We start from the raw sequence: 24,011 nt of genomic DNA, 5'->3' as shown, positions 1-24,011 counted from the left end.
TAACATAATTACCCATCAAAAAAACCACCCCGCAGCTTGTGCGAGATGGTTCCATTTTCTTATTTAAAAACAGGTTCTTTAAACTGAGCCAATTTTTCCAATGATGATTTATCCACTTCTTCATGAAGACTGTTCCCATGGGAGTCCATCGTCACGACCGCCGTGAAGCCTTCGACAGTTAAATGCCACATTGCTTCAGGGATACCGAACTGCATCAAGTCCACACCATCTACTCCCTTGATACAATCAGCATAATACTGGGCCGCTCCACCAATCGCATTCAAGTACACTCCACCATGGTCCTTTAAGGCAGCCAATGTATTCGGGCCCATGCCGCCTTTACCGATAACCGCACGGATACCGAACCGCTTCATAATGTCACCTTGGTAAGGCTCCTCGCGAATCGATGTTGTCGGGCCCGCAGCTTTCACATGCCAGTTGCCCTCTTCGTCTTTTAGCATAACTGGCCCACAGTGGTAAATAATCTGTCCATCAAGATCAACCGGGGCATCGTTTTCGCTCAGATGCTTGTGGATTGCGTCACGACCTGTATACATACGGCCATTGATGTGAACTACATCTCCCACTCTCAATTCACGGATTTTCTCTTCCGTGATTGGTGCTTCCAGTACCACCACATTAGGTTGTTCTTCTGATAATGCAGCTGCCGTTTCAAGCTCCGCCTCAGATCCTTGGGTCAGATCAATCTTATCCCCTTCCTGATAAAACCAATCGTCGATGCCTCCAGACTCCACATCAAGCTTCACGCCTAAACGACGGAACGCCCAGCAGTTATAAGCAACCGATACGAAGAAGCTTGCTGGGATACGATTCATGACCCCTACTTTACATCCAAGCAAAGTCGTTTCCCCACCGAAGCCCATGGTTCCAATTCCAAGCTCGTTGGCATTGTCCATCACATACTCTTCCAACTTGCGAAGATCTTCATTGGGGTTTTCGTCTTCAACGGAGCGGAATAGTTGTGCTTTTGCCAAATCATAGCCAGAAGAACGGTCTCCCCCGATGCCGACACCAATGAATCCAGCGCTACAGCCTTGCCCTTGTGCCTGGTACACCGAATGCATCACACATTTACGGATCCCATCAAGGTCCCGCCCGGCACGGCCCAGTCCTTCAAGCTCACACGGAAGACTGTACTGAATATTTTTATTTTCGCAACCCCCGCCTTTTAAGATCAGGCGCGCGTCGATATAATCCTTTTCCCACTGCTCAAACTTGATGACAGGTGTACCAAGACCCAGATTGTCACCGGAGTTTGCCCCTGTCAATGAATCTACGGAGTTTGGACGAAGCTTACCATCCTTTGTCGCCTGTACCATGGCCGCATAGATAGCTTCTTTGATCTCTAGCTGATTCACGTCGACCGGTGTTTTTATTTTAAAAGTTGGAAGACCTGTATCCTGACAAATCGGGGATACATTGTCATCCGCCATCTTCACATTATTTGAAATCGTATCCAAGCTCATCGCTGCACGCGTCCCGGCGTTCTCACGTGCCTTCGCAGAGCGGATCGCACGCCTGACATCCTTTGGCAGATTCGTGGACGTTTCCACAATCAAATCGTACATACTTTGCTGTAATGTCTCTTTATTCATCATTCTCCCCCTCTAAAGATCTCAAACAGTCTCAATTTTCATTCATTATTATACTCCTATAAGAATGAGATTGAAAGGGATTTCACAATGGAATTTCCTTCTCGAAATAACACGACATTTCATCTTCTTCCTTATATATGTAGCCGTTCTTTTTGTAAAATTGGATGGCATCCGCCCACTTTTTGTTCGTTTCAAGGTTGAGTTTGCGTGCTCCTAATGTATGGGCTTTTTCTTCCAAAAATTTGAGCATGATACGGCCGAGTCCACGTTTTCTGAAGGGGGAGAGCACCGACATCCGGACAATCTGATATGTATCTTCTGTTTCTTTTCTGATCGCTCCGGTACAAATGATATTGTCCTTTTCCTTTCCGACAAAAAAATGATGCTGCGTGCCGTCGTATTCAAGTGTGATGTCAAGGATATCGGGATTCAAGGTGTGATCGATGAATCCGAATCGCTCAAGGAATCCGGACAGGATGACGTTTTTTGCTTGTTCGCTTTGATGTTTTTCAATGGGTGTGATGATCATGGGGATGTCGCTCCTTTAATAGGTAGTGTTCTATTAAAGTTAGACATATCGGTAAGGAAATCCTGCTTGTGCATTGTTGTCTTGTGGGGCGCTGGAATGGAATGTATGATTTATCGACCGTTGTGGGGAAATATCGACCGTTTTTTCAATATATCGACCTTATCTTCATTTTATAGACCATAATTTCAATTTACCGACCGAAACTACCCGTATATCGACCGTTCTACATAACACGTCAAACCCGCAAACCGTCACCCTCGATCGCCAAGGTCCGTCCCTAAAAAAAAGAGCCCCATACCAGGACTCCTACTCACTTTTCTTAAACTGCTCGCATTTCACTTCTATGTCATCGATCATAGCGATTAGGCGATCGATATCGTCAATATCAGTTTGTTCAGGGTCGATTGAGTCCAGAACGTCGACGAAAAGGTTAAGGCGTTGTTTTAAATAACTCACTTGTGAGTTATTATCATTGATTGCTTTACCCAAGAGTCCTCTCTCCTTTCAATACGTTTACTATGGTAACCAATAAATTTCCGATTGACAAGGGCTGACCCTTTCTCAATAATGGATAGATGACTTATTTATAAAGGAGCTTTTACGAATGAAAACTGAACCTCTCACCAAGAAAATGTCAATTGATCATGATCCTTGGGAGGCGTATTTAGATGTGGATGAGCATGGTGACATCACGCTTTCGAATATAGAGTTCACCACTACCACGCTCTGTAACATGAGATGCGAGCATTGTGCCGTCGGTTACACACTATCACCGAAGGATCCAAGCGCTCTCCCCATTGAGTTGATTCTTCAGAAGCTCGACGATATTACTACTCTTCGCTCCCTTAGTATTACCGGAGGAGAGCCAATGATGTCAAAGAAATCCGTTGAAAATTATGTCCTGCCTTTACTGAAGTATGCACATTCTAGGGGCGTACATACCCAAATCAATTCGAATCTCACTCTCGGTCTCGATCGTTATTTACTGATCGCACCGTATTTGGATGTTCTGCACATCTCTCATAACTGGGGAACGATCGATGAATTCATCGATGTCGGGTTTGCCAATATGGAAAGAAAGCCAACGAGAGAGCAGCGCAAGAAGCTGTTTGACCGCATGATTGAAAACAGTCGCGCTCTATCCGAACAAGGCGTCCTGGTATCAGCTGAAACCATGTTGAACAAAAACACCTTGCCTTACTTGGAGAAAATTCACCGTCAGGTTGTCGATGAGATGAAATGTGGCCGTCACGAAATTCATCCTATGTACCCGTCGGATTTCGCTTCGAGCCTTGAAACTCTTTCATTGGAAGAAACCCGTGAAGCGATCCGGGATATTTTATCATACCGTGACGAAAGTGTTTGGATGCTATTCGGGACATTACCATTTTATCCGTGCAGTTCTTCACAAGAAGACCTGGATTTCCTGACAGAGCTTTATTCTGCAAAAAATGTCAGCGTTAGAAATGATCCAGACGGCCGTTCCCGCCTAAACGTGAACATCTTCACAGGAGATGTGATCGTGACCGACTTTGGAGACACCCCACCCCTTGGAAATATTACGACGGACACGCTACCGGATATTTTTGATAAGTGGAAAGAACAGCCTCTTGCCAGTGAATTAAACTGTCACTGTCCGATCGCCCGCTGCCTCGGACCTAATGTACTGGTGAAATCGATGTACTATAAAGATGTGGATTTTTCAAAGCGTGAAGCAAAAATTTCCCGATAAATCATGAATGAAACTCAAATCTTTTGTGGATTTGGGTTTTTATTTGCTGAATGCCTGGGGTTATACCGAAATGCGATGTAATTTAGGGTTGGTGAGGCGTTTTCGGCATTTGTTTGGCACACCTTAATCGTTATTTGGGCCACTTTCCGACTTTATTGGGCCACTTCTAGCGTTTATCGGGCCACTTTAATCGTTAATTGGGCCACTTCTAACAATTATTGCGCCAAATTGTGAACACACAAGCATCGCCATTATTTTCAGTGATTCAGAAAACACCAGACTCTTCGTCATCTGCAAACGGGAGGTCCGTCCCTCCAAACTAGTCCAAAAACGCCTAGATTACGCTATTTCACTAAGTAAAAACTAGGTCCGTCCCTCAAAAATAAACCAAAAAAAGAAGCACATCGGATATTTATCCGGTGTGCTTCTATCCGATTGGTGTTCGGTCGTTGTTTTGAGCGATTTTTTCTAATGCTGGATCCATGACGTTATATTTTTGTTTTTTGATTTCTGCATAGATTTTTGCCCTTCTTGCTCCGAACCATACTCTTAGTGTGATGAATGCTACCAGCAGCCCACCAAAGATAAGAAGATATTCCATTTTACCCCTCCTCAATTCTGAATATTCTAATAATTATAACATATTAAATGAAATATTAAAAGAGTGAAATAGGTTTTTACCCGATTTCACTCCTCTTTAAACATTTATCTTGGTGCTTCGCTTGCCATGAACCCGAAATGGACGTGATCCTGAACTGGAATCCAGGCACCTACTCCTTGTGAGGTTACGTTTTTCACAACGATGGAGCGCTTTGTCCCTTTCATAACGAGGAACACTTCGCCGTAGGTGACTTTTCCTTTTTCGTTAATCGCTGGTGCAAAGGCATATAGGTAACCAAGTCGTTTAGGTGAGATATTGTACACCTGATCCTTCTTCGTCCCTGCACCTACAATTGTTTGAAATGCGAGTGGAAGCTTAGATTTATCCATGGCTTTGATGAGCATCATTTTTTCCACGTCATCTGCATGGGGAACCTTTGCCGTCAGTCCGCCTTTTATTACTTTTTGTGCTTCTTGAACGTAGTGGATTTGATAGTTGGACTTACCTCCACGGTTGTCGAAGTAGTTTGTGTTGACCTTCTGATATTCCCAATTAGGGGAAGTTTCGGTCGAAGCATAATTTAGGGGCCATTCCCCCAGATAGAGGGTCGCCCTTAGACCAATCGTTGGTGCTTTATTCATGGTGGACTCATTTAACATACGAATCAGATTCGGGTTTTCGATTCTCACATTGGAGGTTTCAATTAATTCCTGTGACCACTCGCTTGGTTGTAGATACGGTTGATCCTGTGTAGAATTTGGGTACGTATTTTCCTTGGCGATATTCAACACGGAGTTAGGGACTTTCACTCTCGCATCTTCATTTACTTGCGGAGCTTTTTCCGTTGTCTTTGGTGCTTTGTCATTTGCTTTTTTAGGATTATTTTCTGCATGGATACCTGTTGTAGAAACGAAAAACGCGAGAATAATCATAAGAGCAGTGCGCATGATTTTCATATCATTGACTCCTTTCAAACTTACCTTAAGGGTTTGCCGTTAGTTTTTCCTAGAAGGCTTAGCTTATCCCAAAAACTTTATTTGAAAGAATATTTACAAAATTCTAATTTTAATTTATACTAAAAACGAAAAGAAAATGGCAGGCTTCTCCTACAAAGCATACTGACGTTTTCTATCATTCCTACATCCCCACAAAAACAGAGGAATCCACCAATGGATTCCTCTGTTTTTTTAATCGTGACCATCAGTTGATGGACACGTACAATTTACCATGACACAAAATGGTTGCGTGACAATCCTTTTGCCTTCCCAAAGAATGCTGGCCCTTAAGGTGATACTTTCGTCCATTCCAAGTTTTGGTATGATGCGTGCCGAATACTTACCTTCACCATCTGTGACAACTGGATTTGGTGCGATGATCTTCTTCAGATGCCTTTCCATCACTTCAAAATGGACTTCCATACCTTCAATTGGAACGTCGTCACAGATGACTTCACCTCTGATACTCCCGCCCCGGCATTCCACTAGCAGCGGTGCCCATAGAGAAAGTTCTGGTTTCTCACATGGCAAACAACCTGCACATATATATGCTTTAGCTGAAATTGGCTTCCCTTCGAAATTGGCAGTTGCTGTATACGGGATTTCCTTAAATTCACTTTCGACGGGTACTGTGACTTCACTTGAAAACCTGCCCTCTTCATCCGTGGTCACCATTCTTGCTTTAAAATCGAGAACGGGACTGTTCAACGTTACCTCTATATGTTGTAACGCCTCTCCGTCACAACAGACAATCCCGCCCACCGACCCATAGCAGTCGATTTCGTCGATTCTATCCAGCTTAATCTCAGGATGTTGGCATGTGCAGTGAATCTTGACGAATTTTCTCTCGGAGGTAATGTTCCTTTCTCCAATGACGGCCGTTGCCTGAACCGAAACCTCTTCTGACACATCCGAATTGGGAATGATCATGGCTTCATATTCACCCTGTTCATTGGTTCTTATCTCGTTAGGCTTAATGGTCACTATGTCAGGTGAAACGGTTAACATGATACTTGCGTTTCTGACAGGCCTTCCGTTACAGGTGAATTTCCCTGTCGCCTTCGCCCCTTCGCATTCAATACAGTCCGGTACACAAATTGTCAGTTCTGGCTTCTTACATGACAGACAGCCTGCATAAACGAACACTACATCTGATATGGTCTGCCCATTAATCGTGGCTGTTACGGTATATGGAACCTCTCTGAACGGGGTATTCGGCGGAACAAAGGCATGGCTCGAGAAGCCGCCATTTTCATCCGTTTTAACCACGGAAGGTTTAAACGATATGACAGGACTTGAAAACGAGATTTGCTCATTTGCCAAAGGAAATCCTTCACATGATAGGCTTCCTGAAACAATCCCCTTACAATCAAGTTTTTTTATCTTTTTGAAATGGAACTTAGGGTTTTCACACTGACAATCAATGGTTACTTTAGCAAATGCCACAACCTGTTCTCCATCAATGGTGGCCGTTGCTTTAACCGAAATCGTCTCTACAACCCCCAGACTTACGCTCAGCATGGTAACATACCTGCCGTTTTCATCTGTGATGGCAGGATTCGGCTGCACTTCCACCACATCTGGTGAGGATGCTGTAACGATAAACGAAATGTTCTTATTTCGAATAGGGACACCGTCACATGTTAATTCCCCAGTTAACTTTGTTCCTTTACATGTGACAGTTTCACAAGGAACGTCAAGGGTCAAAGTAGGCTTCCTGCACTTTTTACATCCTGCTTTGACTGTATTCGTTGCGCGGATTGTTTTACCATCGAGAACCGCTGTTGCCGTATAAGTGGCCATTTGAAAAGGCGTTCCCTTCTTCACCGTAACAACAGAAGAGAACGATCCATTCTCATCTGTGACAGGATTCGATGGATGAAATGTCAGGACGTGTGAAACGGTTAAGGTAACAGGGACATTAGGCTGTGGAATCCCTTGACAAGTAACTTTACCGGATACGATGGCTCGACAATCAATTTTTTTCAACTTGTTTAACAGAATGGTTGGATCTTTACATTTAACGCAACGCACAGTCACTTCTCTCGTAACAGAGGAAACCTGTAGACCACCTATCTTCGTTGTGGCTGTGATAGTGATGGTTTCATCTATATCAGGAAATGGAACCAGGGTTGCCGTATACGTTCCGTCACTCATTGTAATAGCTGGATTGGGAGTAATGACTACTTTTTGGGAAGCCGATGCAATGATGAAGGTAATTGCTGCACTTCCAATCGCCCTCCCATCACAGGTAAGCCTACCCCTTAACCCAGTTCCCTTACAATCGACCGGACAAGGGATGGGGTCCAAAGAAAGTACAGGGTTCTTACATTTGATGCAATCGACTCTCAATGATATGGAATCTCTAATCGTTTTGCCAATGACGACTGCCGTTGCTGTAACGATGACATTAGGTGTAATCGGAGTACCCGGAGCCACTGAGACCCTTGTTGAGAACCTGCCAGTGCTGTCGGTGACAGGTGTGGAATCTTCAAAGATCAGTCCAGGGAAAGAGGAAGTCAAGGTGACCGTCACGCCTTTAAGCGGTTGATAATCACAAAGCACTCTTCCACTGATCACTCCTTCACAGCTGATTATTTTAATATCATCTAATTGTATGGTTGGATTGGTACAGCCTTCAAAGGGAAAAATCCCCGAGCACCCTCTTGGGGGTAACTCAAGTTTACAGTCAATGATTTTACCGGGAGACATTTTTTTCTTTTTTCTCACCTATACTCATTCCTTTATACAAAAACTCTCCTGTTATCTTATTCAAGATTGAGTAGGCTGTTCTCACAAATTTCATGAACAAAAAGAAAAAGCCCGACAGACACTCTGTCAGAGCTTAAGACGCTAGTATTTATAATAAATAAAATCCGATTCCCATGATCAAATACGCAGCCATAAGAGTCAACCCTTCAAACCAGTTCGTTTCTCCATCATTAGATATGATAATTGTGACAAGGACCGCTGATACCATGGAGACCAGTTCCGGCAACGTAAACACCAGTGACATACTTTTTTCAAAGAATAAGGAAATCAGTACAAGAACAGGCGCCACGAACATAGCTACCTGCAGAGTGGACCCGACGGCAATTTCAACCGCGATATCCATCTTATTCTTATATGCCATAATCACAGCTGAAGCATGCTCGGCTGCATTTCCTACGATAGCTACAATGATTACCCCGATGAATAGTTCACTCCACCCGAAGGCATCTCCTACCTCTTCAAAGGTATGGACAAGACGCTCTGATACATAGGCAACAGCAACAGTCGACGCAGCAAGGATAAGTAACGCCTTCCTTTTACTCCATTCGGGCTCCTCGTCATGACCATGAGCCCCTTCCCCATGCTCACTCTGATAAACACCTCTGTGAGTAACAAGCTTGAAGAATAGAGCAAATAGATAAAGGGCGATCAAGATCACCGAAATACCGATGGAAAGGTTCATCGTTTTCGTTTCATTCATCTCCATTGAAAACACTTCCGGGATGACAAAAGCTACAATGACAGCGAACATGAGCAGTCCTGAATTATGACGGGCATCATACACGTTAAATTTCTGACGTTTGTACTTGACACCACCGACAAAAAAGGACAATCCAGCAACAAGAAGTAGATTACCAAGTACAGAGCCTGTCAGGGAGGCCAAAACAACCCCAATCAAACCAGCCTTTAATGCAAATATGGAAATGATCAATTCAACAGCATTTCCGAAAGTGGCATTCAATAATCCACCAATCCGAGGACCCGACACAACGGCTAAACTTTCCGTTGACCGTCCCATAAAGGCAGCCAAAGCAATAATCGTGACACAGTAGATGACAAACATGATAACACTTGGCCAATGAAGCAGTGAGCCGATCACCGAAACCGGAACACCTGCCAGAACGAGCAGAGTAAATACTTTATTCACTTTTATGATCCATCCTTTATAAGAAATTTGGTTAAAACAAGTCGATTTAGACACATTATAGATAGAACCCTATGAGGAGGAATATCCATGCCACAAACTTTAAAAGAAAAAATAGTAGAACTGTTTTCCCATCATAAAATCGGGACCCTTGCCACTATCCGTGACAACAAACCGTATTCACGGTTTATGATGTTCGACCATGACGATCTTATTCTTTATACTGCAACAAACGAACATGCCCACAAAGCGGAAAATATTTCACAGAACCCTCATGTTCATATCCTGCTTGGCTATGATCGTGACTCCGATCATGAACACTATGTAGAGATCGAAGCAGAAGCTTCCATTGAACAATCAAAAGAGTTGAAAGAAAAATTCTGGAACGAAAAACTCAAACACTGGATTACAAGCTCGGATGACCCGGAATACATGCTCCTCAAACTCACACCCAAAACCATCCTCTACTACGAAAAACCTGGTGCCGAACCCCAAGAACTCTAACGGAGGGACGGACCTCTAGATGGCATTGAAGGGATGATTACAGGTTCTTTTTGAGGGACGGACCTTCGGATGGATAAGTTCCTTGACTGTAAAGGCGTACTATTCAGTGGAGGTCCGTCCCTCTTTTTCACTGAATAAACCCCTCCGGAATGAGGTTTTGGATGCTATTATAAGGGACGGACCTCACCGTCCCTTATAAAACAACCAAAAAACTCATTTCACGCAACAGCTTCCATGAAGGTCCGTCCCTCCCGTTACATCCTCTCTATTGCACCAATTCAAACGTTTCTTCGATTTTGATGCTGTCCTGTACGGATTGGACCATGGAGCAGTTTTTGCGTGTTAGCTTCATGGCTTTTTCGACTTTTGCTTCGTCAAGGTCCGTCCCTCTGATCGTGAAGTGGAGGGAGATTGCTTCGACGCGGTTGGCTTCTGTTTCGTTGCGTGTGACGTCAGCTTTGATATGTATGTCGTCAAACTGGATGCGCATTTTCTCCAGGACTTTGCGGAGAACACCTCCACTGCACACGGCTACGGATGAAACCAATAATTGGAATGGGCGAAAGCCATACTCTTCGTTACCCGATACCTCCAGTTTCCCAAACCCTAAATCTGTGTAAAATCCTCCATCTTGCATTTTATATTGCATGAATGTATCATTCCTTCCTTATTATGTTGGTAGTTGTTTTGATTTTACTCTATTGGCATCGTATTGCCAAACATTGAAATTGAGAGTACCATCAAAGAAGATATTCACAATGATTAGGAGTTTTCATATATGAATCAAACACTATCCTTCCGTTTCAAGGTGCTGGTCGGAATCGTGGCCATATCCGGTTTCTCACAAGGCATGCTCCTTCCGCTTATCGCCATCATATTCGAACAAGACGGCCTTTCCTCATCACTTAACGGATTAAACGCAACCGCTCTTTATATCGGAATCCTGCTTGCCTCTCCTTTAATGGAAAGACCCCTGCAGAAAATCGGCTACAAACCGATGATCATCATCGGTGGAATCATCGTCGCCGCGTCTCTCTTATTATTCCCTGTATGGAAATCCTTCTGGTTTTGGTTCATTCTCCGTCTTTGCATCGGAATCGGTGATCAAATGCTGCACTTCGCCACCCAAACATGGATCACATCGTTTTCACCGGAGAAGCATCGAGGACGGAACATATCCATCTACGGGGTTTCATTCGGCATCGGGTTTGCCGTCGGACCAATGATGACACAGCTCATTTCGATCCACCAAGCACTCCCGTTTATTATTTCTTCCTTATTAAGCCTCTTGGTTTGGGGATTCGTCTTTACCTTACAAAATGAATTCCCCGAGCAAGAGAATATGGGCAATGCCACGTTCTTGGGATCATTCCACCGCTTCGGGAAAGTATTCAAATATGCCTGGGTCGCTCTGCTTCCCCCATTAGGGTATGGATTCTTGGAAGCTTCATTAAATGGAAACTTCCCCGTTTTCGCCCTTCGAAACGGACTATCCATAGAAGCCGTGGCGATCCTGCTTCCTGCATTTGCGGTAGGCAGCATCATCTCTCAGGTTCCACTTGGAATTCTGAGTGACAAATACGGAAGACAAAATGTCCTCCTCATCGTCATGATGATCGGTTTCCTTTGCTTTTCCGCTGCTGGAATCGTATCCGAATCCACCATCGGTTTATTTATCTGTTTTACAATGGCCGGGATGGCGGTTGGGTCGACTTTTTCCCTTGGGATCAGTTATATGACCGACCTGTTGCCAAAAGAATTACTACCTGCCGGGAACATCATGTGCGGTGTTTTCTTCAGCTTCGGTAGTATGATAGGTCCATTTGTTGGAGGGATCACCATCGACTGGCTCAAAGGTTCAAGTTTCTTCTATCTTATCGCGTTTATGATGTTCATCATTTTTATCAGCCTGCTCGTCTTTTCCCTCCAAAATCGAAGGGGAGAAATATCACAGAATAACTAGCACAAAATGCTTCCCATTCTCATATACTTGTGATAGGATTAGATTATAATAATTATAAATTAATCACTTTATATAGCATCAACTAAGAGCACGTGCAGTTTTGCTGTCACCTTTCACTGGTGGCAGCTTTCGTCGTTTTATAGGGGTATTGACGTTGATTATTATTCTCAATGAGAATCTCAGATTTTCATTTACCTTAAAGGAGGAATACGCTATGAGTTCACAATCGAAAGCCTTGTCCATGAGTACACCAAAAGAAAAAATACACTTCCTTGAAAAAATGAAACCTCATGCAGAATTGATTGCCGCACTGGTCAGCGGTGTGTTTATTTTATTGGGTTGGCTGACGTCCACCAACGACTCCACCTTAAGCATCCTCTTTTACCTTCTCGCCTTTACCATCGGTGGTTTCGCCAAGGCAAAAGAAGGAATTGAAGAAACCATTGAAAACAAAGAATTGAATGTAGAAATGCTGATGATCTTTGCCGCTGTCGGATCCGCCATCATTGGCTACTGGACAGAAGGTGCGATCCTCATCTTCATCTTTGCAGTCAGTGGCGCACTTGAAACTTATACCATGAACAAAAGCCAGAAAGAAATATCTGCCCTCATGCAGCTGCAGCCAGAGGAAGCTTGGCTTTTGACCGAATCCGGTGAAAAGAAAGTCAATGTTACGAGTTTAGAAATCGGAGACCATATTTTAATTAAACCTGGTGAACGCGTACCTACAGATGGTGTTGTAGTGAGAGGAACAACCTCTATCGATGAAGCAGCGATCTCCGGTGAAGCCGTTCCCGTTACAAAGGAACAACGGGATGAAGTATTCGCTGGTACGGTCAATATCAACGGGGCCATCACAATTGAAATGACGAAACCAAGCAGCGAAACCCTCTTCCAAAAAATCATTGATCTTGTTCAATCGGCACAAAGTGAAAAATCTCCCTCCCAGCAGTTCATTGAACGGTTTGAAGGAACGTATGTAAAAGTCGTCCTCGCCGTCGTCTTCCTGATGATGTTCCTCCCACACTTCGTCCTCGGATGGAGCTGGACAGAAACATTCTACCGGGCGATGGTCCTTCTAGTAGTCGCATCGCCTTGTGCACTGGTGGCTGCAATCATGCCGGCGAGTTTATCTGCCATTTCAAATGGTGCCCGTCACGGCATCCTGTTTAAAGGCGGGGCCCATTTAGAAAACCTAAGCAACATCAAAGCGATTGCCTTCGATAAAACAGGGACGTTGACGAAAGGGAAACCTGTTGTGACGGATATCTTGATTACAGAAGATCTGAATGAACAAGATGTGTTACGTGTGGTTGCTTCTATTGAAAGCCAGTCCAATCATCCACTCGCCCAAGCAATCGTCGGTCATGTCCGCCGCGTAGCAGATATCAACTTGTTTCAGCCTGATTCCCTGGAGGATGTTTCCGGATGGGGAGTAAAAGCCCTTGTGGATAAAACCGAATGGAAAATCGGGAAGGCAGATTTTGTGGATAAACGGTTGGCAGAACAATTCATGGACGGAGCCTACGAAAGGATTGCCTCTGAAGGAAAGACGACTGTCTTTGTAGCTAAAGAACAGGAAATCGTTGCATTAATTGCTCTGAAAGACGTGGTTCGTAAAGAAACCATCAAGGCTCTGAAGCTTTTGGAACATGAAGGCGTTCAAACGATCATGCTAACGGGCGATAATGAAAAAACAGCCCGGGCGATTGCTGAAGAAGCAAAGGTTTCTTCCTTCATCGCCGAGTGTCTGCCAGAAACGAAAGTAGACGAACTGAAAAAATTGAAACGTCAATTCGGTACGGTCGGAATGGTCGGTGACGGAATCAATGATGCCCCTGCACTAGCGACGGCAAACGTCGGAATCGCCATGGGTGAGGGAACCGATGTAGCCTTGGAGACAGCCGATGTGGTGCTAATGAAAAATGACTTAACCCGTATTGCAGAAGCCATCAAGTTATCGAAAAAAATGAAGCGGATCGTCCAGCAGAATGTAGTTTTCTCCATCGCCGTCATCATGCTTTTGATCGCATCGAATTTTCTACAAATCCTTGATCTCCCTTATGGGGTCATCGGTCATGAAGGAAGTACGATATTAGTTATATTAAATGGCCTGCGTTTGTTGAAATAATGTTATGAAGCACCCAATCTTGAGGATTGGGTGCTTCTTTGTGAATCGCTCTAGTTGCGATTCTGAAATAACAAATGCCATCCATCGATAAACCCCTGGGTCATCACCCGTGCATGTGTGATTCCCAAAACCATTCTTTTCAAAATCAACTCCACCTCTTTATTTATCCACAATCACCATCAGATACTGACATCCACACTCAGTTATCCACAGACTCCCTTTCCTTCGAATCTACCTAGCGAATTTACAATCTCCATAGCCTCTTCTTATTCCCCAAGGTCCGTCCCTCTTTCCTCTAGTAACTCAGCACCAATCATTGCGCCATTCGTATTGGGCGTATTGGGCCGTCTATTATTACCATTCGGTCTGCATCCTATGTTAACGGTCCCAATCAATTACACAGAACTTGGTGGAACATACACGATCCTAACAGGTTCAAGTCAATAATAATGCCCTTGTACATGGAGAGGAATACGATTATCTTCTTTCAAAAGGACTTGTGGATACTTTCGATGTGGAGATTGACCGTGACAGGGGCATCACGGTTGAAGGAAAGATTGCAGGTTGGGTGGAGAATAAAGTCGATTTGTGGATCGATCTTGTACTTCACAGTGAAAAAGTAGCGGTGGGATCCTCCAAAGCCATCTTTAATTCTGCGAATAAGCCTGTTATCTCGGATCATTTCGGCGTAGAAGTCGTTTTGAAGTAGGGAAATAGCAACCGAGCCTCGATTGGTTGCTTTTTTTTACTGGGCAGCCTTCCATCATGGAAGGCTGCCCTAATTATATCGGCGAAATCTTTGATTTAACGGCGATATTCTGGATATAACGGCGATATTTTTAATTTTATCGGCGATATCCCACATTTATCGGCGATATCCCTATTTTATCCGCGATACCCCATTTTATCGGCGATACCCAAATCCCCTCATCTAAACATACTCCCAAACGTTTAATAAATCACCAACAGTGGTAAAAATCACTATACAACTATAAGGAGGTTCAACTATGGCACATAAACTCGCTGGCCAGGCAGTTGCCGATATAATGGAACAATGGAAAATTAAGCATGTGTTTGGACTACCCGGTGATTCGATTAATCACTTTGTCGATGTATTACGGAGTGAAAAAGAGGAAATTGACTTTATTCAGGTTAGACATGAGGAAGTCGGAGCACTCGCTGCCTCATCATATGCGAAGCTCACAGGGAATATTGGAGTTTGTTTGTCTATTGGCGGACCAGGAGCCGTCCATCTTTTAAATGGTTTGTATGATGCGAAGGCAGATGGGGCTCCCGTTTTGGTTTTAGCAGGGCAGGTGTCAACGGAAGAGCTTGGGATGGATTCATTTCAGGAGGTTCATTTAGACCGCCTATTTGCAGATGTTTCCGTATATTGTGAGCGTGTCTCTTCTCCAGAGTCCCTTCCCAATCTTATGAATCAGGCAATCCGAACCGCTTATGCAAAAAAAGGTGTCTCCGTATTGATCATTCCTGACGATATGCCGGGGCAAAAGATCAAGGACGCTGTGAAGGATACATCCAGCATTCCTTCTGCTACGATCGCCGCTCCCATGGATCAAGATGTGAAGACCGGGATGGAATACGTACATAAAGCGAAACGACCGGTCATCCTAGCAGGTACAGGGAGCAAGCATGCAGCCAAGGAATTAGAGGCCTTCGCTGAAAAGATCGCGGCACCGGTTATCTTTACGCTTCCGGCCAAAGGTATTTTCCCTGACAAGCATCCCCATAATCTTGGGCAGCTCGGTCAAATTGGAACGAAGCCTGCGTATGAAGCTATGGAAGAAGCTGATCTGCTCATCATGATCGGGACTTCATTCCCTTACCGTGACTTTCTTCCAGATGATACACCGGCTGTTCAGATTGATGCAGACCCAGCTCAAATTGGGAAACGGTACCCTGTTTCTGTCGGCATCGTCGGGGATTCAAATCTTGTGTTAAAGCATTGGAATCAACAGCTTCCTACCAAGGATGACAGATCATTTTTGGAAGAGTGCCAGACCAATATGAAGAACTGGTGGAAGCATATCGAAAAAGACGAAGTCGAGGTAACGACGCCTATCAAACCACCTCAAGTCATAGGGGCTCTTCAGAAGATTGCAGCTGATGATGCGACCCTATCCGTCGATGTCGGAAATGTAACCGTATGGACCGCCAGGCACTTCAAGATCACGAATCAGAAGATGATCGTCTCGAGCTGGATGGCTACAATGGGTTGCGGCCTTCCCGGCGCCATCGCAAGCGGCATTGCCGAGCCTGAACGTCAGGCGATTGCCGTGTGCGGTGACGGAGGCTTTACCATGGTGATGCATGATTTCGTCACAGCTGTGAAATACAAGCTCCCGATCATCGTCGTGATTTTAAACAACCGAAAGATCGGTATGATCAAATATGAGCAGGAATCGATCGGTCACCTGGAATATGAAACTGATCTCCAGGACATCGATTTTGCTCAATTTGCCAAAGCTTGTGGTGGAGAAGGATATCGTGTCCTCAAGCATGAGGACTTGCAGCCTGCTTTTGAAATGGCTTCGAAATCCAATAAACCGGTCATCATTGATTGCGTGATCGAAGACCAGCCGCCCCTGCCCGGGAAGATCAATTTTGAGCAGGCTACAGGCTACTCCAAGCACGTCATGAAGAAATTCTTCAAAAAGCATGAGGTCGAAATGCCTCCATTACGGAAAGCATTAAAACGACTATTTTAACAAGAAAGCAAGCCGTTCCAGGATGGAACGGCTTGCTTAACAAATGGAGGAATGAATATGAATAGCATATCCATCATTCAATGGATTCTCCTCGTTATCATTGTCCTCGCACTCCTAATTCCTGCTGCTCTGGTTTTACGCTTATGGCTGACAGACGAAAAACAAAAAGAGCATGCGGTGCTAAGGAACTTTCCGATTTTGGGAAGGATGAGATACATTTTAGAGAAGGTCGGTCCTGAACTCAGACAATACCTTTTTCATAATGATAATGAAGGAAAGCCCTTTTCAAGAGTCGAGTACCAAAACACCGTTCTTGCTGGAAAATATAAATCCCGAATGCTCGGTTTCGGATCTGAGCGAGATTTTGAAAAAGAGGGATATTATATTCGCAATACGCTGTTCCCAGTCCAAAGAGACGAACTTCGCATCGACAACTCACAACAAGTAAAAACAAAAGTCTACAAGTTGGATAAAGATAATTTGTTCAGCCGCAGGGAACACCGAGAAGAAACAGAAGAAAATCCCTTTCTCCTGAAAGGCGAGGATGCTCCGGTTATCGGGAAAGACACTTGCAAACATCCTTTTCAAGTAAAAGGACTGGTCGGTCAATCTGCCATGAGCTACGGCTCTCTCGGTGAAGCAGCCATCACTGCCCTTTCCACAGGCTTAAACCAGGCATCCGGTTCGTGGATGAACACAGGAGAAGGTGGATTATCCAAGCATCACCTCAAAGGCGGTGTCGACATCATTTGTCAAATCGGTCCAGGTTTATTCGGTGTCAGAACGAAAGACGGAGAATTCTCCTGGGAAGAATTCAAGAAAAAGAGTGAAATAAACGAAGTAAAAGCCTTTGAGTTGAAGCTTGCCCAAGGTGCAAAAACCCGTGGCGGTCACGTGGACGGAAAGAAAGTGACACCTGAAATCGCCAATATCCGAAACGTTGAACCATGGAAATCAATCGATAGTCCCAACCGATTCAAGGAATTCAATAGCAACGAACAAATGCTAGACTTCATCGAACAACTCCGGGAAGTGGGAGGTAAACCTGTCGGCATCAAGCTGGTCGTTGGTAACACCCATGATATTGAAAGCCTGGCCTCCTACATGACCACTTCAGGAAAACATCCAGATTTCATCACAGTGGACGGTGGAGAAGGGGGAACAGGAGCATCCTATCAGGAATTGGCTGCATCTGCCGGAATTCCGATCAAATCGGCCCTCCCTTTCCTCCATGATACTTTGGTAAAATACGGTGTCCGGGACAAGGTGAAAATCTTTGCATCAGGGAAACTATTGACTCCCGATAAAATCGCGTTCGCCCTCGCACTGGGAGCCGACTTTGTCAACATCGCCCGTGGTTTGATGTTCTCTGTTGGCTGCATCCAAGCCCAAGTCTGTCATACAAATAATTGCCCGGTCGGCGTTGCAACGACTGATGACAAACTTCAGCGAGCACTTATCGTGGAAGAGAAAGCTTTCCGTGTCTGCAATTACATCATTTCTCTTCGTGAAGGCCTCTATAACCTTGCCGCTGCAGCAGGAATCGATACACCGACCAAATTCGGCCGGGAACACATCGTATTCCGGGATGAAAAAGGGCGCTTGCATCCTATCAAGCCGGAAAATGCCCTATCTTAGAGGAAACAAGCAACCGATTCAGGATCGGTTGCTTGTTTTTGCTTTACCCCTGCCATGCTTCATTTTTATCTGCCATTCTGGAGATTTATCTGCCATATTCCGGTTTTATCTGCCATTCTACAATTCTCGACACTAACAACATTCCGATCAAGTGCGCAATCAAACCAAATACACTCCCAATAAAAACAATTGAAACCTCCCTGCCCCCTCATCCGTATATACACTATAAACAGAATCACAACCTTGAAAGGGGAACACTATGGGAAACATATTACTATTTTCAGTGATTGTCGGATTAGTTATGGCACTCTTGCTCGTACCGATAACCATCATGAAAAAACAAAATAAAAAAGAGGGGTATCCTTCATTCTCAGCTCTATTCGGGGCAACCCTTCTAATTACCACACTTGTGGTATTCATCTTCTATTATCTTACAAATCTTGATCAGAATTTCACGAGCATGTGGATCTTACTGATTATTGCTTCAGGGTTTGGGGCAACACTTGCAACAGGTAAAGAGCGTATGGCGAAAGGTGGATTGTTTCTGGCAAGTCTCTTCATAGGTGCTTACTTCATGACAGCCTTTGTCTTCAATGCCGATGAAAAATTCGAATCGGCTAAAATGGATGTCAAAACGGAGATTCAAGCCTTTGATGAAAAGGAAACGCCGGCAAGCGTCCCTCCACAATTTGCCCGCAATAAAATGAAGAAAGCCTTTGGCCAGGTGCCGAATACAAGTTATTATGAGCTAGGAAACTTGCAGATCCAAAAGGTGGACGGTGAGTATGTGTACATTGCTCCTGTTGAATTCTCCGGCTTTTTTAAATGGTTCAAGGGGGATGAAACTCCTGGATACTTCAAGCTGAGTGCCACGGATTCAAACGCAAACCCTAAATTCATCAAAGAAACAATGGTTTTCACACCTTCTGCTTTCTTCAACAAAAAGGTCGAGCGTCATATTCGTTTGAATTTTCCAAAGAAAATTTTCAACGGTGATGTCCAACTTGAAATTGATGACGAAGGAAAACCTTTCTATATCCAGACATACGGAAATTTCATTTCGGCCCGTAACGGGTTTGTTGTGAAAGGGATCGTCATGGTCGATCCTAAATCCGGTAAAACCAACTCCTATAAGATAGACGACGTTCCTGCATTCATCGATGGTGCGGTCTCACCTGAGACAGTGAGCCTTCAAAACAGCTATTTCGGCAACTACGTGAAAGGATTCTGGAACAGCCGCTTCGGTAAATCTGACGTGAAGCTTCCTTCAGATGAAGGAACGGAAGCGAATGTTAGCCCTATTTTTGACGAAAATGGTGACATGTATTACTTCACCGATTTCACTTCGCCAAAAGAAGGCGTCGATTCCATGCTTGGTTATTCCTTAACGAACTCGCGTACAGGAGAATCCACATTCTACACTGGAAACCTGGAAGAATCATACATGGATTCCCAAGGTGCCTTGCAAATCATCCAGAAGAGGTTCATCGAAAAGAAATGGGACGGGGAAATGCCTGTTCTGTATAATTTCTACGGTGAAGCAAGCTGGCTGACTCCTGTGCTCGATGCAAATGGTTTCTTACAAAACTATTTCATCGTCTCAGCTGCCAATCCAGAAATATCAGCCTATGCCAACACACCTAACCAGGCATTGAAGCAATACAAAACCGCTCTTCAACGAGGTGGCGGAAGTGTTGACGGAAGCTCGAAAGCCGAGGAAAAGCAAGCAAGCGGTAAGGTCGTCCGTGTATACAAAGAAAAATCTGGTGACTACACAGTTGTATCGTTCCTACTTGATAACGGGAAAAACTTTATTGTCTCTTCTGAAAATAACCTACTTGCGATTTACTTAAAGGAAAATGATAAGGTAAATATTAAGTATATGGATACAGGCGAAGCATTCCTGCCTGTGAAAGAAATGACGATTGACGGATTATAAAAAATAGGAAGGCGGAAATCACATAGGTGATTTCCGCCTTCCTTTTATCCAGTGACTGCCTCTAACAGCTTTTCAATATTCTGCTCCATCAGCATCGATTAAGAATTTCGTAAAATTTCATTTGATCGAATAGTCATCACTTTAGTATTCGGGATGCTTTTCATTTAATAAAGGACTAAGGCTACTCCCCAGCATTCACATAATACACCAGATTATCCGTCCACTTCCCAAACTCATAAATAAATCCTTTCCTTGTGCACTCATACTGCATACCGACACTTTCAGCAAGCCTAATCGAGGCCGTATTATCAAGATTGATATGAGCTTCAATACGGTGATAATTTAATTTCACAAAAGCTAGTTGAATAGCAGCCTTCACCGCTTCCTTCCCGTATCCTCGGTTCCAATTACGGTTGTGAATGGTGTAACCGACTCTTCCCCAATTAAAGTTGTATCTCATGAGGGTAGAGAAATCAATAGTCCCGATGTTAGGACCTTCTTTCAAGAAGATTCCCAGGATATAAACTTGATCCCCATCAATCATTTCATCATGCTTCTTCAGCATGTCCCTGAACCACAACTCCGTGCACTCGCTCATTTCCTGATAGCCGACATCGTATTTATGCTGAGATGGGAGCCTGTTCAAATGTTCCCTTATCCAGTTATCGTAATCCTTGTTCACGAAGGGTCTGATCACTAGTCGGGGTGTCTCTATGATTAAGTCCTTGTGCTTCATTCTACACGCCCTCCCTTATGTATATCTCTCTTTTTCCATTTCGTTTCTTCCAACGGCTAAGGAGATCGATGGGCAGCGAAACGCCCCTCACCTCCGACCATCTTATCAGTTTAATAGTACCAACCCATCTAATAGAATGATAGTCTTTTTCAAATAAACGGAAGGCGCTCCTCTGCCGAGAAACGCCTTCACTGCTACTTATCTCTATTCCATTCTTCCTCTAATTCCTTCTCGATCTGCTCATCGGACAAATATTCTTCATCCAGCTGCTGCACATGCTCGGTGATCCGGTTTAGCTTGGAATGTACGACCCAAAGGCTGATTCCCACGAAGACCATAAATAAAATGATGATGAGACCAACATCCATATAATCAATGCCTCCTTTACCTATGTTTATTAATCAAACACGGGAAAAAGAAGGCTTTGGCAAGAAAAACTCGGGAAAGGTTCGAAAGTCCCTTCCTCACCTCGAAGCGACTATATACCAGTGTCCATCTAGCTTCTCGACTTCTATAAAGTCCCCTCCAAAATCCCCTGAACGAGGTTTTGCACCTGATGAGGAATAAACAAATCCAGAGAAGTTATCCAGGACCCCGCAGAACGTATAGAAGAGAATCATCGTATCGCTTCCCCTCTTTTCCACCACAATATCTCCTCCACCTTTAGTCAGCTCGTCATATTCATCCGGGAGGTGTATGAGCGAATCATTGTGTAAGACGTTTGGCACGAGTTTTCCTCTCTCCACTTTTTCAACCACCACCTCACGTTCCACCTTATTCATTTTGAAATCTATGTCCAATACTATCTTTGTGAACGGAAAAAAGAATAGCAATAGAACTGTGATGACTTGAATGAGTATAGGTTTCCAGTCCCATCTTTTCAAAAGGGCAATGATAGAAAATACGGCAACTACAAGAAAATACCCTCCCGCCGCAAGCCAGAGGAACGGCATGAGAAATGGTGTCAAGATTTCGACGAGATGCCATTGAAAAATGGCCAACCCAATCATCAGAACACTACTTATGACTGACAAAATCAGGATGCTTCTCGCTTTCATCAATATGCCTTCGCCCAATACACCAGATGTTTCGCAACTCGCTGACAGCACACACATGCATCGGATATCTTTTCTTGCTCAAAAGGCATGCATCTGGAGGTAGCACTCGTTTCTTCCTTGATCTTGTCTTCACACGCACGATCACCACACCACATTGCTTTGACGAATCCAGCTTTTTCACTTATAGTCCTTTTAAATTCTTCGAAGGTTGTCACAACCGACGTCTTTTCATCACGGTGAGCCCTTGCTTTTTTAAGTAAATGGTCCTGGATATCCTGGAGAAGTTCTGTCACTTCCCCCTCAAGTTCACCCAGTGAAACAGGGATTTTCTCTCCGGTATCACGCCTTGCAAGTACAAACTGCCCGTTCTCGATGTCCCGTGGACCTACTTCCAGGCGAAGTGGGATCCCCTTCATTTCATATTCATTAAACTTCCAACCAGGCTTCTTATCACTGGCATCGATGTCGACACGAGCTATTGATGCCAATTTATTTTTCAGGTAATAGGCAAAATCCAGGACCCCTGCCTTATGCTGGGCAATCGGGACGATCATCAGCTGAGTAGGCGCAATCTTCGGTGGAACCACCAGACCCCTGTCATCACCGTGAACCATGATCATGGCCCCGATGATACGGGTCGTGAACCCCCATGATGTCTGCTGCACATGCTGAAGCGCACCAAACCGGTCTGTGAATTGAATACCAAATGCTTTCGCGAATCCGTCTCCTAAATGATGGGAAGTACCAGACTGAAGTGCTTTCCCGTCATGCATCAGACTCTCGATCGTGTACGTATATTTCGCACCGGCAAACTTCTCTTTCTCCGTTTTCTGACCTTTGACGACCGGGATCGCAAGCAATTCTTCGCAAAGCCCCGCGTATACCTCGAGCATCTTCACCGTTTCATCATGAGCCTCTTGATCGGTTTCATGACATGTATGTCCCTCCTGCCAAAGGAATTCCAATGTTCGGAGAAAGGGTCGGGTCGTCTTTTCCCAGCGAACCACATTGGCCCATTGATTATATAATTTAGGCAAATCACGGTAGGAGTGAATGATGTTTTTATAATGTTCACCAAACAACACTTCTGACGTCGGACGCACACAAAGTCGTTCTTCAAGCTCTTCTTCCCCGCCATGTGTCACCCAGGCAACTTCTGGAGCAAATCCTTCGATATGATCTTTCTCACGTTGCAGCAGGCTTTCTGGAATGAACAATGGCATATACACATTTTCATGCCCGGTTTCTTTCAATTTAGTATCAAGAGCATTCTTGATATTCTCCCACAGTGCATATCCATAGGGTCTAATGATCATCGACCCTCGGACACTTGAGTAATCGATCAGCTCAGCCTTCGTGACAACATCGGTATACCACTGGGCGAAGTCATCCTCCATGCCCGTTATATCTTTCACAAATTCCTTTGCCATGTTGAGCACCTCATTTTTAGTTGATTTGGATTTAGGTTGGTGTTTTGATATTATCGGATTTGGGACTTAGGGGTTTGGGTTATCGGCGAAATTCTACGTTTAACGGCGATATTTCAATTTTATCGGCGAAATCACGAATATAACGGCGAAATTCCATTTTTATCGGCGAACTCGCAAATATAACGGCGATCCACTTTTTCCCGACAGATCACAAATCCAACAGGAAATCCTCCTTTGTTCAAAATGTAACCCATAAAACAAAAAAAGCCCTGCTTCTCATCAGGGACCATTTCTGGCGGTACCACCCTGATTCAAAGCAAAGCTTTACACTCATTCCATGATAACGGTATCGGACCGCTGATATCTTCATTCGATACAGAACTTAGAGGCAGGTTCAAAGGTTTATCAATGGGGGCATTTCACCAAGTTAGCTCCCTCTCTGAAAAGACAAGATCCTTTTACTGATCCTCGGCAATGTTTCATATATTTTAGAT

20 protein-coding genes and 1 other annotated feature are annotated in these 24,011 nt (G+C 44.3%); of the genes, 8 read left to right on the top strand and 12 right to left on the bottom strand.

What is annotated here, in order from left to right; translation table 11 throughout:
• Positions 1-59 precede the first annotated feature (59 nt).
• The 3 genes from FGG79_RS14125 to FGG79_RS14115 form a co-directional block, all read right to left on the bottom strand.
• Positions 60-1,616 (bottom strand): fumarate hydratase, encoded by a 1,557-nt coding sequence (locus FGG79_RS14125; RefSeq protein WP_138779401.1) that lies wholly within the window; start codon positions 1,614-1,616, stop codon positions 60-62.
• Between the two features lie 82 nt (positions 1,617-1,698).
• Positions 1,699-2,145 carry a GNAT family N-acetyltransferase gene (locus FGG79_RS14120; RefSeq protein ID WP_138779400.1) on the bottom strand — a complete coding sequence of 149 codons (447 nt, stop codon included), beginning with the start codon at positions 2,143-2,145 and terminating at the stop codon, positions 1,699-1,701.
• Positions 2,146-2,451: 306 nt separating this feature from the next.
• Positions 2,452-2,634, bottom strand: a complete 183-nt coding sequence (locus tag FGG79_RS14115; protein WP_138779397.1) for an SE1561 family protein — start codon at positions 2,632-2,634, stop codon at positions 2,452-2,454.
• Positions 2,635-2,749: 115 nt separating this feature from the next.
• On the opposite strand from FGG79_RS14115, the gene yfkAB reads away from it, so the two are divergent.
• Entirely contained in the window at positions 2,750-3,877 is a 1,128-nt protein-coding gene (gene yfkAB, locus FGG79_RS14110) for a radical SAM/CxCxxxxC motif protein YfkAB (RefSeq protein ID WP_138779395.1), read from the top strand.
• 427 nt (positions 3,878-4,304) lie between these two features.
• Here yfkAB and FGG79_RS21845 read toward each other — a convergent pair whose 3' ends face one another.
• The 4 genes from FGG79_RS21845 to cax form a co-directional block, all read right to left on the bottom strand.
• On the bottom strand, positions 4,305-4,478 hold the full coding sequence (locus tag FGG79_RS21845; protein WP_171050936.1) for a hypothetical protein: 174 nt from the start codon (positions 4,476-4,478) through the stop codon (positions 4,305-4,307).
• A gap of 104 nt (positions 4,479-4,582) precedes the next feature.
• Complete coding sequence (locus FGG79_RS14105) at positions 4,583-5,434, bottom strand: YfkD famly protein (protein WP_138779393.1); 852 nt, start codon at positions 5,432-5,434, stop codon at positions 4,583-4,585.
• Between the two features lie 231 nt (positions 5,435-5,665).
• Positions 5,666-8,203: a transthyretin-like family protein gene (locus FGG79_RS14100; RefSeq protein ID WP_171050935.1), complete on the bottom strand. Its 2,538-nt coding sequence runs from the start codon at positions 8,201-8,203 to the stop codon at positions 5,666-5,668.
• 130 nt (positions 8,204-8,333) lie between these two features.
• Positions 8,334-9,392: a calcium/proton exchanger gene (cax, locus tag FGG79_RS14090; RefSeq protein WP_138779387.1), complete on the bottom strand. Its 1,059-nt coding sequence runs from the start codon at positions 9,390-9,392 to the stop codon at positions 8,334-8,336.
• A gap of 87 nt (positions 9,393-9,479) precedes the next feature.
• On the opposite strand from cax, the gene FGG79_RS14085 reads away from it, so the two are divergent.
• Positions 9,480-9,893, top strand: coding sequence for a pyridoxamine 5'-phosphate oxidase family protein (locus FGG79_RS14085; protein WP_138779385.1), 414 nt, complete (start codon positions 9,480-9,482; stop codon positions 9,891-9,893).
• Positions 9,894-10,158: 265 nt separating this feature from the next.
• Here the strand turns inward: FGG79_RS14085 and FGG79_RS14080 are convergent, their stop codons facing one another.
• A complete protein-coding gene (locus FGG79_RS14080; RefSeq protein ID WP_138779383.1) occupies positions 10,159-10,542 on the bottom strand; it encodes an OsmC family protein in 384 nt (127 codons plus the stop codon).
• 129 nt (positions 10,543-10,671) lie between these two features.
• On the opposite strand from FGG79_RS14080, the gene FGG79_RS14075 reads away from it, so the two are divergent.
• From FGG79_RS14075 to FGG79_RS14045, 6 genes are all read left to right on the top strand, one after another.
• Positions 10,672-11,856: an MFS transporter gene (locus tag FGG79_RS14075; protein WP_138779381.1), complete on the top strand. Its 1,185-nt coding sequence runs from the start codon at positions 10,672-10,674 to the stop codon at positions 11,854-11,856.
• 214 nt (positions 11,857-12,070) lie between these two features.
• Complete coding sequence (locus FGG79_RS14070) at positions 12,071-13,987, top strand: heavy metal translocating P-type ATPase (protein ID WP_138779379.1); 1,917 nt, start codon at positions 12,071-12,073, stop codon at positions 13,985-13,987.
• Between the two features lie 514 nt (positions 13,988-14,501).
• Positions 14,502-14,696, top strand: a complete 195-nt coding sequence (locus tag FGG79_RS14060) for an exonuclease/endonuclease/phosphatase family protein (RefSeq protein WP_171050934.1) — start codon at positions 14,502-14,504, stop codon at positions 14,694-14,696.
• Positions 14,697-14,994: 298 nt separating this feature from the next.
• Positions 14,995-16,716: a pyruvate oxidase gene (locus FGG79_RS14055; protein WP_138779373.1), complete on the top strand. Its 1,722-nt coding sequence runs from the start codon at positions 14,995-14,997 to the stop codon at positions 16,714-16,716.
• Between the two features lie 57 nt (positions 16,717-16,773).
• A complete protein-coding gene (locus tag FGG79_RS14050; RefSeq protein ID WP_138779371.1) occupies positions 16,774-18,354 on the top strand; it encodes an FMN-binding glutamate synthase family protein in 1,581 nt (526 codons plus the stop codon).
• Between the two features lie 259 nt (positions 18,355-18,613).
• Positions 18,614-20,293 (top strand): hypothetical protein, encoded by a 1,680-nt coding sequence (locus FGG79_RS14045; RefSeq protein WP_138779369.1) that lies wholly within the window; start codon positions 18,614-18,616, stop codon positions 20,291-20,293.
• A 181-nt stretch (positions 20,294-20,474) separates the two neighbouring features.
• On the opposite strand, the gene FGG79_RS14040 is transcribed toward FGG79_RS14045, so the two are convergent.
• The 4 genes from FGG79_RS14040 to proS all read right to left on the bottom strand — a co-directional run bounded on the left by FGG79_RS14040 (position 20,475) and on the right by proS (position 23,517).
• Complete coding sequence (locus FGG79_RS14040) at positions 20,475-21,029, bottom strand: GNAT family N-acetyltransferase (RefSeq protein WP_138779367.1); 555 nt, start codon at positions 21,027-21,029, stop codon at positions 20,475-20,477.
• Positions 21,030-21,223: 194 nt separating this feature from the next.
• The gene (locus tag FGG79_RS21840) at positions 21,224-21,397 is read right to left on the bottom strand and encodes a hypothetical protein (protein WP_171050933.1); all 174 of its coding nucleotides are present in this window, start codon (positions 21,395-21,397) and stop codon (positions 21,224-21,226) included.
• A 96-nt stretch (positions 21,398-21,493) separates the two neighbouring features.
• A complete protein-coding gene (locus FGG79_RS14035) occupies positions 21,494-22,087 on the bottom strand; it encodes a hypothetical protein (protein WP_138779364.1) in 594 nt (197 codons plus the stop codon).
• A complete protein-coding gene (gene proS / locus FGG79_RS14030; RefSeq protein ID WP_138779362.1) occupies positions 22,087-23,517 on the bottom strand; it encodes a proline--tRNA ligase in 1,431 nt (476 codons plus the stop codon). Before proS ends, FGG79_RS14035 begins: the two co-directional genes overlap by 1 nt.
• Before the next feature lie 278 nt (positions 23,518-23,795).
• Positions 23,796-24,001 (bottom strand) — a binding site (T-box leader).
• Between the last annotated feature and the right edge of the window lie 10 nt (positions 24,002-24,011).

The organism is Bacillus sp. BHET2 (assembly GCF_005938125.1).
GTDB lineage: Bacteria > Bacillota > Bacilli > Bacillales > Bacillaceae_B > Rossellomorea.
The sequence above is the reverse complement of the archived record's forward strand: the minus strand, read 5'-3'. Positions and strand labels throughout refer to the sequence as shown.

Excerpts from the sequence above, each read along its gene's own strand:
- FGG79_RS14125 (WP_138779401.1), bottom strand. The coding sequence starts at position 1,616 with ATGAATAAAGAGACATTACAGCAAAGTATGTACGATTTGATTGTGGAA.
- FGG79_RS14120 (WP_138779400.1), bottom strand. The coding sequence starts at position 2,145 with ATGATCATCACACCCATTGAAAAACATCAAAGCGAACAAGCAAAAAAC.
- yfkAB (WP_138779395.1), top strand. The coding sequence starts at position 2,750 with ATGAAAACTGAACCTCTCACCAAGAAAATGTCAATTGATCATGATCCT.
- FGG79_RS21845 (WP_171050936.1), bottom strand. The coding sequence starts at position 4,478 with ATGGAATATCTTCTTATCTTTGGTGGGCTGCTGGTAGCATTCATCACA.
- FGG79_RS14105 (WP_138779393.1), bottom strand. The coding sequence starts at position 5,434 with ATGAAAATCATGCGCACTGCTCTTATGATTATTCTCGCGTTTTTCGTT.
- FGG79_RS14085 (WP_138779385.1), top strand. The coding sequence starts at position 9,480 with ATGCCACAAACTTTAAAAGAAAAAATAGTAGAACTGTTTTCCCATCAT.
- FGG79_RS14080 (WP_138779383.1), bottom strand. The coding sequence starts at position 10,542 with ATGCAATATAAAATGCAAGATGGAGGATTTTACACAGATTTAGGGTTT.
- FGG79_RS14075 (WP_138779381.1), top strand. The coding sequence starts at position 10,672 with ATGAATCAAACACTATCCTTCCGTTTCAAGGTGCTGGTCGGAATCGTG.
- FGG79_RS14070 (WP_138779379.1), top strand. The coding sequence starts at position 12,071 with ATGAGTTCACAATCGAAAGCCTTGTCCATGAGTACACCAAAAGAAAAA.
- FGG79_RS14055 (WP_138779373.1), top strand. The coding sequence starts at position 14,995 with ATGGCACATAAACTCGCTGGCCAGGCAGTTGCCGATATAATGGAACAA.
- FGG79_RS14050 (WP_138779371.1), top strand. The coding sequence starts at position 16,774 with ATGAATAGCATATCCATCATTCAATGGATTCTCCTCGTTATCATTGTC.
- FGG79_RS14045 (WP_138779369.1), top strand. The coding sequence starts at position 18,614 with ATGGGAAACATATTACTATTTTCAGTGATTGTCGGATTAGTTATGGCA.
- FGG79_RS14040 (WP_138779367.1), bottom strand. The coding sequence starts at position 21,029 with ATGAAGCACAAGGACTTAATCATAGAGACACCCCGACTAGTGATCAGA.
- FGG79_RS21840 (WP_171050933.1), bottom strand. The coding sequence starts at position 21,397 with ATGGATGTTGGTCTCATCATCATTTTATTTATGGTCTTCGTGGGAATC.
- FGG79_RS14035 (WP_138779364.1), bottom strand. The coding sequence starts at position 22,087 with ATGAAAGCGAGAAGCATCCTGATTTTGTCAGTCATAAGTAGTGTTCTG.
- proS (WP_138779362.1), bottom strand. The coding sequence starts at position 23,517 with ATGGCAAAGGAATTTGTGAAAGATATAACGGGCATGGAGGATGACTTC.